We start from the raw sequence: 13,322 nt of genomic DNA, 5'->3' as shown, positions 1-13,322 counted from the left end.
AAGACATTGTCCAATCTGGGCGTGTATCATTGTGATGGATTCAAGAGAAGGTCTGATTTTAACAGGGTGGAGTGAAAGTAAAAATCATGATATTTATCCGTTATGAAAATTGGAAAGATTACTTGAAGTATTTCCCTTTGACGTCGATTCTTTTAATTGCGAATGTTGTTATGTTTATCGTGTTAACGTTTAATGGTGGTTCCACCAACAATATGGTATTGCTCAAGTTTGGGGCGCTGACGAATTATGAATTGTTTGCCCAGGATTGGTGGCGTTATGTGACTTCCATGTTTTTGCATGCAGGGTTCGGTCACCTCTTGTTTAACAGTTTTGCGTTAATTGTATTTGCTCCGCCGATGGAACGCTTGCTTGGATCGTTGAGATACGGTGTCTTGTATCTTGGGGGAGGAGTAGTGGGTAATATTCTTGCTGTTGCCTGGTATAATTCGATCGACAAAATTACGATTTCGGTAGGCGCGTCTGGTGCAATCTATGCTGTCTACGGGGCATTTCTCTACGTGGCATTGTTCCAGCGTAATATTATGGATGAAACCTCGCGCAAAACGATGTATACACTGTTGCTGTTCGGGATTATTTTCTCTTTTGCAGTGTCTAATATCAATTGGATGGCGCATTTAGGTGGTTTGCTCGGTGGATTCTTTATTTATGGTTTGATTATTCGTTTATGGAAACCACGGATTTTTAGGAAATAGGTAGAACGTTCTCAAGATGGAATGTGCGGTGAACGATATAGTAGGGTATAACAGATTGGAGCGATCAGGCAAGTGGAATTAAGACAGTTGCATTATTTTCTGAAAGTTGCTCAAAAGGAACATGTTACACAGGCGGCGGAAGAATTGCACGTGGCACAGTCTGCGGTCAGCAGACAGATTCATCAGCTTGAAGAGGAGCTTGGTGTAGATCTTTTTATGCAAAAAGGACGGAATTTGCAGTTAACTGCGGTAGGACAGCTTTTTTGCAAACGGGTTGAAGGTATTTTGAAGGATCTTGACAAAGCTGTAGGTGAAGTACATGAATTTCTTGACCCGGAGCACGGAGAAATTCGGATCGGCTTTCCGCACAGTCTAGGAATTCATCTCATACCTTCTGTAGTGGCGTCTTTTCGTCAGAAGTATCCGAACGTAAAATTCAGATTCAAGCAAGGGATGTACCCGACATTGATTCGGGATGTATTGTCGGCAGAAGTGGATCTTGCATTTATTTCACCATTTCCAGAAAAACATGATCAGGTTGCTGGTGATATTGTGCTTACTGAGGAATTGCATGCAATCTTGCCGCCGAATCATCCGCTTGCGGGAGAAGAGACCATTGCACTCGAACAGCTGAAGGATGAGAAGTTTGTGTTGTTCAGCAAAGGTTACTCCCTGCGGCCTATTGTATGGCATGCCTGCCTGGAAGCTGGATTTACACCGAAAATCGCTTTTGAGGGTGAAGAGACGGATACGATTCGTGGTTTGGTAGCGGCAGGTATGGGTGTAAGTCTGTTGCCAGAAATGGCTTTATTCCAGACGAATCCCTTGCAACCTGCACATGTGGCGATCTCTCAGCCGAAAGTAACCCGCACGATTGGGTTGATTCACCGTGCAGATGATAAGTTGCCACTCGTTGCTCAGTCTTTCCGCTCATTTTTGCTTCATTATTTTGGTTTACAACAAAACAATACCCCATCCGAATAACGGTGGGGTATTGTTTTGTTTTTATTTATTTAACTTGTTCATTGAGTATCTGCAGCAATTAGTCCCGGCTATTAAAGATTCCGATGTAACGAATCAGTTCAAGTAAAGAGATCAATGCAGCGGCAACGTAAGTTAAAGCTGCGGCATTCAATACTTTGGCTACGCCTTTTTCTTCTTCATTACGGATATATCCTTCTGATACCATTATTTCACGTGCTCGATTGCTGGCATTGAATTCGACCGGTAATGTAATCAACTGAAATGCAACAGTGACAGAGAAGAAGATAATACCGATTCCGACCAGGTTCATCGCGTTAAAGAGGAAACCTGCAATCAACAGGAATGGTGCGAGTCCAGAAGCAAAGTTCACAATCGGAAAAATCCGGTGACGCAATGCAAGCATAGGGTAACTTTCCTTGTGTTGAATGGCATGGCCGACTTCGTGACATGCAACGGATAATGCCGAGATGGACTTTTCGTAGTACACAGGTTCTGACAAACGTACAACCCGATTGATCGGATCATAGTGGTCAGAGAGTGAGCCACGAACTGGTTCAATCGGCACATCGTGCAGACCGTTAGCATCGAGCATATGACGGGCTGCATCGTAACCGGTCATTCCGTTCTGGTTCGGTACTTCGGACCAACGTCTAAAGGTGCCCTTAACGCGAAATTGCGCCCATAACGAGAGCAAAAAGGCGATGATAATCAATACGAACATACCGTTATTAAAACTCATATCCATTCCTCCGCTTTCATAATAAGCTACATCATGGTGTTTTCAAGCAAGATTTTTAATGCCTCCATTGTACCCGCGCTTTTGGTGAGTAGTCCTGCCATCATCTTACGTGCTTGTACAGGTTTCATCTCTCCAAGCAATGGTTTGAGTTCATTGACCTCTCGCTCAAGTTGCTGAACATGAAGTTCAAGTGTTGTCAGTTTGCTGGCTACTTGTTCTTCAGTACTGACCAGACGCCACTTCTCAAGAGATTGTTTAATCTCTTCGAGACTATACTTCTCTTGTTTCATCTGTACAATACGTTCAAGTCTGGTTAAGGTTTCATGACTATAAAGACGATAATTTTTTTGGGTTCGTTCTTCAGGAGCGATTAACCCGAGCTTTGTGTAATAGTCAATTGTCCGTTCGCTTACACCAGCCGTTTTGGCAAGTTCGCCAATTCGAAAAAGTTTCATATCCCCAATGATATTCACCTCGCTTGCAAGTTCAAATGTAGGGAAATGTAGTTTCCACAAGCGCCTCAATGTACACGCTCAATTTTTCTTTCTAATAAGTATGATACATGATCATGAACCGTACAGTCAAACGTTATGCTTTGAAGATAGCTTGCTTTATTCCTATATCTATGTACTCAAAGTGTATGAATATGTACTTAAGTGCAAGAAAAAGACGTAAGACTTTATTCCCATAAAATATTTTTGGAAATGATAAAAATACTCTTGTCAACTTTCCTTACTTCTGCTTATAATGACATTAAGAGTTTCACGATATGTAAAGAAACATAACACAAGAGGGAGTGGGGCAAATGAGAAAGAAATGGTTGGTTTCAATGTTAGCAATGCTTACTTTACTGGCTTTTCCGGTAAGTGCATTCGCTGCTGCGGAGGGTCCAAGTACTATTGAGCTTCAAAGCGGTCTGAACTCGGCATTTACGTTTCTGGCAGTAGTGCTAGTGTTCTTTATGCAAGGGGGGTTTGCACTCCTTGAAGCGGGTTCGACACGAATGAAAAATGCAGGACACATTGCTGGTAAGACGATCCTGACATTGGGTATTTCAGTTATTGCATTCTGGGGGCTTGGCTTTGGTCTAGGCTTCGGTAACGGTAACGGATTCTTCGGAACAACCGGTTTCTTCATGAGTGGAGACAACATGGCAGCTTCCTTTGAATCACTCGCTTTCTCCGATGTTCCACTAACGATTAAATTTGTATTCCACCTTGCATTTGCTGCTGTCTCCCTGGCTATTGCCTGCGGTGGTATGGCAGAACGTGCAAAGATGAGCGTATATATCGTGTTTGGTACACTGTATACCATTATTATGTATCCTGTTGTTGCTCACTGGGTATGGGGCGGTGGCTGGCTCGCAGAGCTGGGTATGCAAGACTTCGCGGGTTCAACAGTAGTTCACTTAACGGGTGCGACAGCAGCGTTGGTAGCTACCATCTTGCTGAAACCTCGTATCGGTAAATATAACAAAGACGGCAAACCTAACATCATTCCAGGTCACAACCAAGTGTATTCCGTACTCGGGGTCATCATCCTCTGGATCGGTTGGTTCGGTTTCAACCCAGGTAGTACGTTGTCAGCGATGGGTGAAGGATTCTTCGGTTACGTGGCGCTCACTACAAACGTGGCTGCTGCTGCGGGTGGTGTTGCCGCACTGTTGATCTCCTGGGCAGTTCTCGGAAAATCAGATATTCCTAGCATGTTGAACGGGGTGCTTGCTGCACTCGTAGCGATTACTGGTGCTTGTGCGTTCGTAGAACCTTGGGCTGCACTAGTCATTGGTGCAATCGCTGGTATCATTACATTCTTCACTGCTCAATATTTCGATCGCAAAGGTATTGATGATCCGATCTATGCGTTCTCTGTACACGGTATCGCTGGTATGTGGGGTGCCATCTCCACCGGTTTGTTCGCAACACCTGAGCTTGCTGAGAAAGTAGGCGTAGGTCAAGCGGGTCTGTTCTATGGCGGTGGATTCCACCAACTGGGTGTTCAATTGTTAGGTCTTGCTGGCGCATTTGCCTTCGTACTCGTGATGTCCTTCATTATTCTCGGCGGTATGAAAGCTGTAATGGGTATTCGTGTCACGGAAGAAGAAGAGACAATGGGGCTTGATCTTAGTGAACACGGGACATATGGATATCCTGAGCAAATGAAACATGCAGAATCCAAATCAGGTGGTACATTCAGCTCCTGAGGTAAATCAAGATTGAAATTGCTTCAAGGAGGCTGGATATGATGGAACCTATCTCAATAACAAACCTTTCCTGGTCTTATCGAGGGATCGATGGTGCAACTTCTGCACATGAACTGCGCCAGGCACGTGTTATTTTGCAGAGAGAACTCCAGAAATCAATGTCCGCTTCCTTGTCGCTGGTCGAATGGTACGAGATGGTAAATGAACTGCATGACCGCATTGCACGGAAAGCAGTAGAGTTATGCATTCAGGGGATGGTAGAGGAGGGCTTCGGCCAGCCTCCCGTCCCCTATGCCTTTATCGTATTTGGAAGCTCCGGCAGGGAAGAAGCGACATTATGGAGTGATCAGGATAATGGCATGATTATCAGTGATGCTCCGCATGCAACTAAAGAAGAATATTTCAAGGAACTGGGAAACCGTATTGCGGATTTATTGGAAGAGCTGGGTTATGCCAAATGCGAGGGCAAGGTGATGTGCTCGGAATCTCTTTGGCGGAAAACGCTGGCGGATTGGCAAAAGCAATTATTCGAATGGAGTTCCGACTTAAACTGGGAACCGGTGCGTAACCTGATCATCGCTTCTGATATGCGTTTTATTGCAGGGGAATCTAATTTGGCAGAGGCTTGGCTTACGAGCTTTTATGAACAGTTTCGCCGGGTTCCACAGCTCTCTGATGCGGTATTACGTAATACGGTAAAACATAAGGCGACATTAAATATACTGGGTCGTGTCGTTACAGAGCGATTTGGTGAACATGCGGGCGGCTTTGATGTCAAATATGGCGTTTATATCCCGCTGGTCAACAGTGCAAGATTTTTGGCTTTGCAGCATGGGATTCAGGAATCATCAACATTAAAACGTATGGAAAGGCTGACTTCGCTTGAGGCCATTCCTTTTCAGTTAACGGACACATGCCAGCGTGCATTTACGTCTGCTTTGAAGCTACGTCGAAACACGCCGGTTGTTATACGTGAGGATTTACAGCAGAGCAGTGGTTTTCTGGATGAGAAACAGATGAAGCAGAAGCAAATTCATTATGAACTGAGGGAGACACTGGGATTGGTCAAGCGAGTGCATCGTGCTTTGCAAAGACAGTTGCGTTTTGCAGAAAGGAGACGTCCATGAGAGAGCCGGCAAGGGGCAGTACAGGGTTTTGGAATTCGCTGCGTCAGGGAGGGGTTCCTTCCGCCATCGCTTCCATTATGGGAGCCCCTACGGCGCAACATATGGCGTTTATCCGTTCCATGATGAGGGAGCAACGTAGACCAGAAGTGTTGCATACGCCTCTGGGCGAATTGGATGCTGTTGTATTTGATCTGGAAACAACAGGTTTTTCCCCCCAGCATGGAGATGAGATTTTGTCCTTTGGTGCAGTGCGTCTTCGAGGTGGCGTTGTGTTGGAAGAGGAACAGTTCTATACGCTGGTCCAGTCAAAAACGGCAGTGCCGAAGCATATTACCGAACTCACCGGGATTACGCAACAGATGACAGAGAAGGCACCTACACTGCTTCAAGGATTGCATGATTTCATGTCCTTTGTGGGTGGGAACGTACTGGTAGCTCACGCGAGTGCGCATGACCGGGCTTTTCTCAATGCAGCGTTGTGGCGAACCTCCAAAGTTAGGTTGACTCATCGTTTAATTGATACGATGATGCTCGCCCGCTGGCTTGAACCTTCGAGACCCGGATACGGGCTTGACGAACTGCTTGAATCTAGAGGCATTCCAATCTATGGACGGCACCATGCGCTTGAAGATGCTAAAATGACGGCGCAGTTATGGTCTTGTTATCTTGAGGATATGCAACGCAAAAATATAGAGACCTTGGGTGACCTTTACACCCAATTAAGTCATGCGTAACGTTAATGGTATTAAGCTGTAGGGGTATAGTGGAAACGAAGCCTCACCACGTGGCTGTGCTTCATTCGATATAATTTGATAAGCGTTCAGGAGCATAGATGATTTGGAGTTCTCTGAAGCTGAAACCGAGAGATCGGGTGCACCAATCAGATATGTGTGCATCATTCCCGCGAAGTTCGGGAGGGCTTGCAGGTCCTCTTGCGAAGGAATCGGCAATGAACACGGATGGGTGTGGAAAATGCCAACGATCGTAACATCAGAGAAAAAACATTGAATCCATTCCGATTGATCCAGCGAGAAGTGATGCAGCGGGTCAGGCGCTACGTTACGAATGGGCTGAAACCGACTGATTCGTATGCCGCCCGCTGCGGATTCACCCAGCACAACCCCGCAGGCTTCTTGCGGCAGCGAAAGATGCATGTGCCTGGACATTTCTCGTTCCACCGAGCGAGGAAGGGTTAAGGTATTTTGCTGCCCGTGAAGTGCTGCCATTTGTATTCACCCCTCTCTCTTTTGGCTCCTGCTTAATGCAGGAGTCCTTTTTTATTTTATTTTGTTCGGTGCCGATTGTAAAATTTTAAGGGAAAAGGGTACAATATGAGAAAGGAATGATGTAATTCCATTGGATACACATTGAATGAACAAGAGGGTGGCGAGTGATGAAACGTAACATATACATACTGCTCGGAGCTGTCCTGCTTATTGGTATAGCTCTTGCTCAGAATACGGATAGTGGTATTGCCGCAGTTTTTAAACAGGAACAGCCTATGCCAACGGAGACGGGGCCGAAGGCAGGGTTACTGGCACCGCCATTTTCGCTGACTGGACTCGATGGCAAGACGTATAGCGTAGGCGGGGCGAAAGAGAAAGCGACCTTTGTCAGTTTCTGGGCGTCATGGTGTGACCCTTGTAAACAAGAAGCACCTGAACTGAACCATCTGGCTGAAAAATACCAAGATAAGCTGGATCTTTACGGTGTAAATGTTACTTCATACGATAAATTGAAGGATGCCAAAGCGTTTGTGGACGAGTACAAGTTGACATTCCCGATCCCGCTTGATGAAAAGGGAACCGTCTATGCTCAGTATAATGGCGTTGCATTTCCAACGAACGTTCTTATTGACTCCCGGGGCGTAATCCAGGAGATCGTTCTTGGCATCCTCCCAGAAAAAGAGTTGGAGAAAAAAATTAAAAAGCTGATCGCAAACTAAAAGAAAAGATTTTTTGCTTATCGTTTTGCATTGAAAAAGCTTCCGCCACCATCGTTAATGGTGACAGAAGCTTTGTTTATTTTCCGGGAAATAAGAAGCAGGATCATGTGTAGTGTTTGATTTAGACTTCTAGTGATTGATTAGACCTGGGGTTGGCATCGAAAAGGATTCCGGCTCATCCGAGATATTTTCCTGGAGTAGAGCATACCGGAAGCTGTGTACGAGCGCTTCCCAGCTGGCTTCGATGACGTTCTCGGATACACCGACAGTGTTCCATGTGTTCTCGGTATTTTTGGATTCGATCAATACACGAACCTTTGCGGCGGTAGCATCCTTTTCATCCAGTACACGAACTTTGTAGTCCGACAGGTGCATATGAGCAAGAGAAGGGAAGTACTGCACAAGAGCTTTCCGAAGTGCATTATCCAGTGCGTTGACCGGGCCGTTTCCTTCTGCTGCGGTATACACACTTGTTCCGGCAACATTCAGCTTGACAAAAGCTTCGGATACCACGGATTTGCCTGCCGTTTTCTCCACAAGCATTTTGAACGATTCAAAGGTGAAAAGTTCTTTCATATCTCCGTTCGCTTCACGAATCAACAATTCCAGTGATGCATCAGCGCCTTCGAATTGATAACCTTGATGCTCCAGGTCTTTGATTTTTTCGATGATTTGACGGGAGTTCGGGCTGCTTGGATCAAATTCCAATCCCATTTCCTGTGCTTTGGACACAATGTTGCTCTGTCCAGCCAGTTCGGAGACAAGCACACGTTGCTTGTTGCCGACCAGTTCAGGCACGATATGCTCATAGGTCCGGGAATCCCGCAAGATGGCAGATACATGGATCCCACCTTTATGAGCAAATGCGGCATTACCCACATAAGGCTGGTTGATTGGCATATTCACATTCGCAATCTCGCTGATATAACGAGCAACATTCGTGAGTTGTTTCATGGAATCCTCAGAGACACATTCGTAACCCAGTTTGAGCTGCAAGTTCGGGATAATGGAAGCGAGGTTAGCGTTACCGCAGCGCTCTCCATAACCGTTCATTGTGCCTTGAACCTGTCGGGCCCCTGCTTGTACAGCACTAAGCGTGTTTGCAACCGCTAGCTCACAATCATTATGGGTGTGGATACCAAGATGTGCTTGCGGCAACATCCGATGCAGGGTGGATACGATCTCGTGAACTTCGTGAGGCATCGTTCCTCCATTAGTATCACACATGACGAGCCAGTCTGCCCCGGCTTCGTGGGCTTTGGTCATGACAGCTTGTGCATAATCCGGGTTGTTTTTAAATCCATCAAAGAAATGCTCGGCATCAAAGATCACTTCCATGCCATTTTGTTTCAAATACGCGATGGAATCATAGATCATCGACAGATTTTCTTCAAGCGTAGTCTGCAAGGCGGTATGCACATGGAAGTCCCATGATTTTCCGACCAGGGTTGCGGCCTGTGCCCCGGATTCAATCATACGTTTCAGATTGGCGTCTTCGCTGGCGATGCTACCTTTGCGGCGAGTGCTTCCAAATGCAACAACTTTGGCGTTCAGCTTCAATTCCTTGACTCTTTTGAAAAACTCAATGTCTTTGGTATTGCTACCGGGAATTCCGCCTTCAATATAGTGAGCACCCAGGTCATCCAGCTTTTTGGCAATTTTGAGTTTGTCATCTGCTGATAAGCTGACACCCTCTCCTTGTGTGCCGTCGCGTAATGTTGTATCGAAGATGGAAATGGCCTTTGACATGAAGATCCTCCTTAAGGTAAAGCGCTTTTTTATAAGTTTTGATGGTATGGTTGAAAAAAGGTAAGAACGTTAATGGATAAATCCTTCGATGTAGCAACGCTACACTGTGTTAAACTGGTTAGATGGATTTGTCCCAAACTCGTGAATTTGTATAATTAATTATTATAGCATCATTATAGCCAAATGCTACATAGAATTCGCAGGTTGACGTAAACAATTTTGATTTAATTGTGAAAAAGGGTCCGGGGTATCAAAAGGCGACCTATGTTATAATTTTAACAACGACAATAAAGCGAACTCCCGGCCGGGAGGAGAGAAAGGGTGGGGGGCGTGAAGTCTTCAGACAACAATCCTCCAATGAATGTAAGCGAGTATTATCCAGCGGCTGGCAGAGTGATTCTGCATGTCGACATGAACGCCTTTTATTGCTCAGTACATGAAGCAGAAGAGCCGGCGTTATATAGAGGAAAAGCGACTGCTGTTGCGGGTAGCAGCGAGTTGCGTAAGGGTGTTATTGTCACTTGTTCTTATACAGCCCGAAGCAGAGGGATTTCAACCGGCATGGTTGTGCAACAGGCGATGAAAAAATGTCCTGATCTGATTGTCATTCGACCGGATTTCCACCTGTATCGTCAATACTCCAGAGCGTTTATGCAGATTGCGTATAGTTATACGCCTTTGCTGGAAGCAACCTCAATTGATGAGTGTTATCTGGATATTACGGGGTCGAAACAATTCGGTACACCTATTGAAATCGCTGAACAGATTCAGCAGAGAATCATGGAGGAACTTGGCCTGCCCTGTTCCATTGGGATTGCGCCGAACAAGCTGCTTGCCAAAATGGCTTCGGATCTGAAAAAACCGAACGGCATATCGATTTTGCGAATGAGGGACGTGCCGCGCATTTTATGGCATAGACCATGTAACGAGATGTTTGGTATCGGGAAAAAGACGGCCGAGAAGCTTAAAAAGCTGGGCATTGATACGATCGGCCAACTGGCTAAGTCGGACGAAAAAATGCTGATAGACCTGTTTGGTGTAAATGGAACTTGGCTCAAAAATTCGGCTAATGGCATTCATCACTCGCCTGTCGTTGCGGAGCGGGAAGCGAATAAATCGATTGGGCATACAACAACACTGCCAGCCGATGTCTCTGAAATGGGGGATATCCACCGCGTGTTTCTCAACATCAGTGATCAGGTAGCCCGAAGATTACGCAAACACGAAATGCTCAGTCAAGGCATACAGATCACGATTCGTACACCTGATATGAAAACGATCACGAGGTCCCGCATGATGGATATACCTACAGAGGACGCGGCAGTCATCTATCGTGAGGCCTGTAAGCTTTTTGCAAAACACTGGGGAAATGGAAAACCTGTACGAATGCTTGGCATCACGTTGCAGACATTGATTCCGCGAGAAGAGTCAGCTGTGCAGATGGATTTGTTTGAATATGAACAAAAGCCGAAAAAGGAAAGTTTAATTCGAATTATGGATCAGCTCCGGGATAAATTCGGTGAGAATGCGGTAGTGACTGCAGGGATGCTGGGGGATGACCCTTCCGTATTGCTTCGTAATCACAAAGTAAGGGGAACGTCACTGCAAAAAGATAACTTGCAAAGTTTCGACTAAACAGGGATAATGTAAAGTTGTGGTTGTTGCAATTTGATTTGTAATTATTCAAACTTTGGTTTAATATGTTTTTAGATAAAAACACGGTTCGTGGTGAACTCTAGGAGGAGAGATTGTACAATGAGTAAATATACTTGGGTTGAAAAAGACACATGTATTGCATGTGGCGCTTGCGGAGCAACAGCTCCAGATATCTATGATTATGATGATGAAGGTTTAGCAGAAGTGATCTTTGATGGCGATGCTAACAAAGGAATCAAGGCCATCCCTGATGATTTGTTCGATGATATGCAGGATGCATGCGATGGTTGCCCTACAGACTCCATTAAAGTAGCGGACGAGCCTTTTAATAAAGAAGGTTAAGTTTTTTCAGTTCATGTACATCAAAGCACATTTTTTGTCGCAGAGACAGGAGGTGTGCTTTTTTATATGTTAAATTCAAATGGTTAGTACCAAGTACTGAAGTCCTATGCATATTTTGACGCTGGATGCCGATATATAACTCTATAAGCTTAAGCCGGAATAGTGGAGGATTAGATGCAAAATACGGATCTAAGGTCATATGTCAAGAAACATCCAGATAATAAAATGGCATGGTATTTGTTAGGCAAAGAGTACCTTGGCGAAGGACAGGAAGGAAAGGCCAATTATTGTTTTCAGCAAGCGGGCGAAGTGTATGAAGCTTTCGAGCGGAGTAAAGCCCCTGCTGACATATGGATGGACTATCAGGATAAGTTAGTAGAGATGTCTGAGCTTAAGGAGAAAAAGAAACGCAGACGCAAAATGTGGCTGACTCTGTTAATGGTACTACTTTTAGCGGGTTTACCGCCTGCAGATGCCCCTGGTGCCCATAAAGGGGCGACGGATGCCCTGTCTGAAGCCCTGGAGTCAGAGGACGACACACCTCCTGCAGAGCTTGCTAAAGAGCAACAAGGAGTGAGTCCAACGTCCACAGAGCAGAGCAATGTATTCACAGCGGCCGGATTTGGCAATGGAAATGATGGAGGGGATGCTCTTGCTGCTGCCTGGTCCGGATCAGGTGCCGGAATGAATACGACGGCTGTTCTCGGCATGCAGACCTCAGAGAAATGGTCTGTCTGGAAGCGGGATATGCCAGTCAAATACATTATGCAGACCAATGAAAAAGGCAAGCTCACGGCCCAAAGTTATGATGCAGAACAATGTAACTGTGAACCGCCTAAAGTATCCTCTAAGATCAAACGTATGGCATCCGCGTGGACAGCTAAACAGGAGACAGCCGCAGCGTTGTCAAGTGCAATCCTTTCATATCATAAACAACACAAATCCTGGCCAAAGACTGTCACAGCACTGGCCCAGCCGTTTCCTAACAATATTTTGGGAGAAACTTCAGCTGAAATGAGTGAGATGTTTCCACAGCTGTTAGCCACTCATCAATCCAAGGCTCAAGAGGCAAGTTCTAACGGTAACGGGAAACAACAGGCTACCGGGTCATCCAAGACGAAAAAGGCACCGTTTGCTGATACGTTAGGGGGACAGCCTTTTTTTGAAGAGCCGTTTGAGATTGTGATCGACAAGAGTAACCACAGGTTGGCACTCATCAGCGGGGATACGATCATTCGAATGTATGAAGTGGGTCTGGGCGGAGAGCGGACGCCTGAGGGCTCTTATGTCATTACGGACAAAGTGGTTAATCCGAATGGCCACTCTAATGGAGAGTTCGGAACTCGAGGCATGCAGCTCTCGAATACGAATTATGCCATCCACGGGACTAATGAGCCTGATAGCATCGGCCTTGATGAGTCCCTTGGATGTGTGAGGATGAGCAAAGCGGATGTGGAAGAGTTGTTCGCTCTTGCTCCGCAAGGAACTCCGGTGCGCATTGGTAAAAATCTGCTCCCAGAGCTAACATCTGTGCCAAAAGCCGAACAGCGGTATAAGTACAAACTTGTTCCTCAGCAGAACAATCCAAACAAAACATATCACTGGCTAAATTGACCCTGCAGTTCTCTGATATAATCGTAAAGTTCCCTTTAAGCTCAGAGATTACTATATGTAAGTTCGGTTAGTGGATGCTGATTCAACTACATATTGGCAATAATAAGCAAAGCACCAATGATAACGATCAAACCGCCAACGCTGGCTGCTGTCCATATGATGGCTTTGCGATTGACCTCTTCTTTTTTTTGTTGCAATGCAGGTGGTTTACGTTTCTGAGCCATGGCTTTTTTTCCTCCTTCATAGGTAT

General features: G+C 45.6%; 14 protein-coding genes. 9 read left to right on the top strand and 5 right to left on the bottom strand.

What is annotated here, in order from left to right; translation table 11 throughout:
- The first annotated feature begins 86 nt into the window (after positions 1-86).
- Entirely contained in the window at positions 87-713 is a 627-nt protein-coding gene (locus J2T16_RS07800; protein ID WP_090924732.1) for a rhomboid family intramembrane serine protease, read from the top strand.
- A 72-nt stretch (positions 714-785) separates the two neighbouring features.
- Positions 786-1,697 carry a glutamate biosynthesis transcriptional regulator GltC gene (gltC, locus tag J2T16_RS07795; RefSeq protein WP_499018075.1) on the top strand — a complete coding sequence of 304 codons (912 nt, stop codon included), beginning with the start codon at positions 786-788 and terminating at the stop codon, positions 1,695-1,697.
- Between the two features lie 58 nt (positions 1,698-1,755).
- Here gltC and J2T16_RS07790 read toward each other — a convergent pair whose 3' ends face one another.
- Both J2T16_RS07790 and J2T16_RS07785 read right to left on the bottom strand, forming a co-directional pair.
- Complete coding sequence (locus J2T16_RS07790) at positions 1,756-2,436, bottom strand: zinc metallopeptidase (protein ID WP_090924734.1); 681 nt, start codon at positions 2,434-2,436, stop codon at positions 1,756-1,758.
- 26 nt (positions 2,437-2,462) lie between these two features.
- Positions 2,463-2,891 (bottom strand): MerR family transcriptional regulator, encoded by a 429-nt coding sequence (locus tag J2T16_RS07785; RefSeq protein ID WP_090924759.1) that lies wholly within the window; start codon positions 2,889-2,891, stop codon positions 2,463-2,465.
- A 350-nt stretch (positions 2,892-3,241) separates the two neighbouring features.
- Here J2T16_RS07785 and J2T16_RS07780 point away from each other — a divergent pair, with 350 nt between their 5' ends.
- The 3 genes from J2T16_RS07780 to J2T16_RS07770 are packed head-to-tail and all read left to right on the top strand — an operon-like array spanning position 3,242 to position 6,500.
- Positions 3,242-4,639 (top strand): ammonium transporter, encoded by a 1,398-nt coding sequence (locus J2T16_RS07780; protein WP_154886570.1) that lies wholly within the window; start codon positions 3,242-3,244, stop codon positions 4,637-4,639.
- A 41-nt stretch (positions 4,640-4,680) separates the two neighbouring features.
- On the top strand, positions 4,681-5,766 hold the full coding sequence (locus tag J2T16_RS07775) for a DUF294 nucleotidyltransferase-like domain-containing protein (RefSeq protein ID WP_418792796.1): 1,086 nt from the start codon (positions 4,681-4,683) through the stop codon (positions 5,764-5,766).
- Positions 5,763-6,500, top strand: coding sequence for an exonuclease domain-containing protein (locus tag J2T16_RS07770; protein ID WP_154960065.1), 738 nt, complete (start codon positions 5,763-5,765; stop codon positions 6,498-6,500). Before J2T16_RS07775 ends, J2T16_RS07770 begins: the two co-directional genes overlap by 4 nt.
- On the opposite strand, the gene J2T16_RS07765 is transcribed toward J2T16_RS07770, so the two are convergent.
- Entirely contained in the window at positions 6,486-6,992 is a 507-nt protein-coding gene (locus J2T16_RS07765) for a M67 family metallopeptidase (RefSeq protein WP_499018074.1), read from the bottom strand. The genes J2T16_RS07770 and J2T16_RS07765 overlap by 15 nt on opposite strands.
- A gap of 167 nt (positions 6,993-7,159) precedes the next feature.
- Between J2T16_RS07765 and J2T16_RS07760 the strand changes: the two genes are divergently transcribed.
- A complete protein-coding gene (locus tag J2T16_RS07760; RefSeq protein WP_090924739.1) occupies positions 7,160-7,711 on the top strand; it encodes a TlpA disulfide reductase family protein in 552 nt (183 codons plus the stop codon).
- Positions 7,712-7,840: 129 nt separating this feature from the next.
- Here the strand turns inward: J2T16_RS07760 and cimA are convergent, their stop codons facing one another.
- The gene (gene cimA, locus J2T16_RS07755; protein ID WP_221786527.1) at positions 7,841-9,460 is read right to left on the bottom strand and encodes a citramalate synthase; all 1,620 of its coding nucleotides are present in this window, start codon (positions 9,458-9,460) and stop codon (positions 7,841-7,843) included.
- 357 nt (positions 9,461-9,817) lie between these two features.
- Between cimA and J2T16_RS07750 the strand changes: the two genes are divergently transcribed.
- The 3 genes from J2T16_RS07750 to J2T16_RS07740 all read left to right on the top strand — a co-directional run bounded on the left by J2T16_RS07750 (position 9,818) and on the right by J2T16_RS07740 (position 13,072).
- Positions 9,818-11,095 (top strand): DNA polymerase IV, encoded by a 1,278-nt coding sequence (locus J2T16_RS07750; protein ID WP_221786554.1) that lies wholly within the window; start codon positions 9,818-9,820, stop codon positions 11,093-11,095.
- A gap of 120 nt (positions 11,096-11,215) precedes the next feature.
- Complete coding sequence (locus tag J2T16_RS07745) at positions 11,216-11,458, top strand: ferredoxin (protein ID WP_090924741.1); 243 nt, start codon at positions 11,216-11,218, stop codon at positions 11,456-11,458.
- Positions 11,459-11,632: 174 nt separating this feature from the next.
- Positions 11,633-13,072 (top strand): L,D-transpeptidase, encoded by a 1,440-nt coding sequence (locus J2T16_RS07740; protein ID WP_154960068.1) that lies wholly within the window; start codon positions 11,633-11,635, stop codon positions 13,070-13,072.
- An 86-nt stretch (positions 13,073-13,158) separates the two neighbouring features.
- On the opposite strand, the gene J2T16_RS07735 is transcribed toward J2T16_RS07740, so the two are convergent.
- On the bottom strand, positions 13,159-13,296 hold the full coding sequence (locus J2T16_RS07735; protein WP_167375854.1) for a hypothetical protein: 138 nt from the start codon (positions 13,294-13,296) through the stop codon (positions 13,159-13,161).
- Between the last annotated feature and the right edge of the window lie 26 nt (positions 13,297-13,322).

Source organism: Paenibacillus intestini (assembly GCF_030803945.1).
GTDB classification, from domain to species: Bacteria; Bacillota; Bacilli; order Paenibacillales; family Paenibacillaceae; genus Paenibacillus; species Paenibacillus polysaccharolyticus.
This window is presented reverse-complemented; position numbering and strand designations above follow the sequence as displayed.

Bases quoted from the DNA above. Each gene is read 5' to 3' on its own strand.
- J2T16_RS07745 (WP_090924741.1), top strand. From the start codon at position 11,216: ATGAGTAAATATACTTGGGTTGAAAAAGACACATGTATTGCATGTGGC.
- J2T16_RS07780 (WP_154886570.1), top strand. From the start codon at position 3,242: ATGAGAAAGAAATGGTTGGTTTCAATGTTAGCAATGCTTACTTTACTG.
- J2T16_RS07770 (WP_154960065.1), top strand. From the start codon at position 5,763: ATGAGAGAGCCGGCAAGGGGCAGTACAGGGTTTTGGAATTCGCTGCGT.
- J2T16_RS07750 (WP_221786554.1), top strand. From the start codon at position 9,818: ATGAATGTAAGCGAGTATTATCCAGCGGCTGGCAGAGTGATTCTGCAT.
- J2T16_RS07735 (WP_167375854.1), bottom strand. From the start codon at position 13,296: ATGGCTCAGAAACGTAAACCACCTGCATTGCAACAAAAAAAAGAAGAG.
- J2T16_RS07760 (WP_090924739.1), top strand. From the start codon at position 7,160: ATGAAACGTAACATATACATACTGCTCGGAGCTGTCCTGCTTATTGGT.
- J2T16_RS07740 (WP_154960068.1), top strand. From the start codon at position 11,633: ATGCAAAATACGGATCTAAGGTCATATGTCAAGAAACATCCAGATAAT.
- cimA (WP_221786527.1), bottom strand. From the start codon at position 9,460: ATGTCAAAGGCCATTTCCATCTTCGATACAACATTACGCGACGGCACA.
- J2T16_RS07785 (WP_090924759.1), bottom strand. From the start codon at position 2,891: ATGAAACTTTTTCGAATTGGCGAACTTGCCAAAACGGCTGGTGTAAGC.
- J2T16_RS07790 (WP_090924734.1), bottom strand. From the start codon at position 2,436: ATGAGTTTTAATAACGGTATGTTCGTATTGATTATCATCGCCTTTTTG.
- J2T16_RS07775 (WP_418792796.1), top strand. From the start codon at position 4,681: ATGGAACCTATCTCAATAACAAACCTTTCCTGGTCTTATCGAGGGATC.
- J2T16_RS07765 (WP_499018074.1), bottom strand. From the start codon at position 6,992: ATGGCAGCACTTCACGGGCAGCAAAATACCTTAACCCTTCCTCGCTCG.
- J2T16_RS07800 (WP_090924732.1), top strand. From the start codon at position 87: ATGATATTTATCCGTTATGAAAATTGGAAAGATTACTTGAAGTATTTC.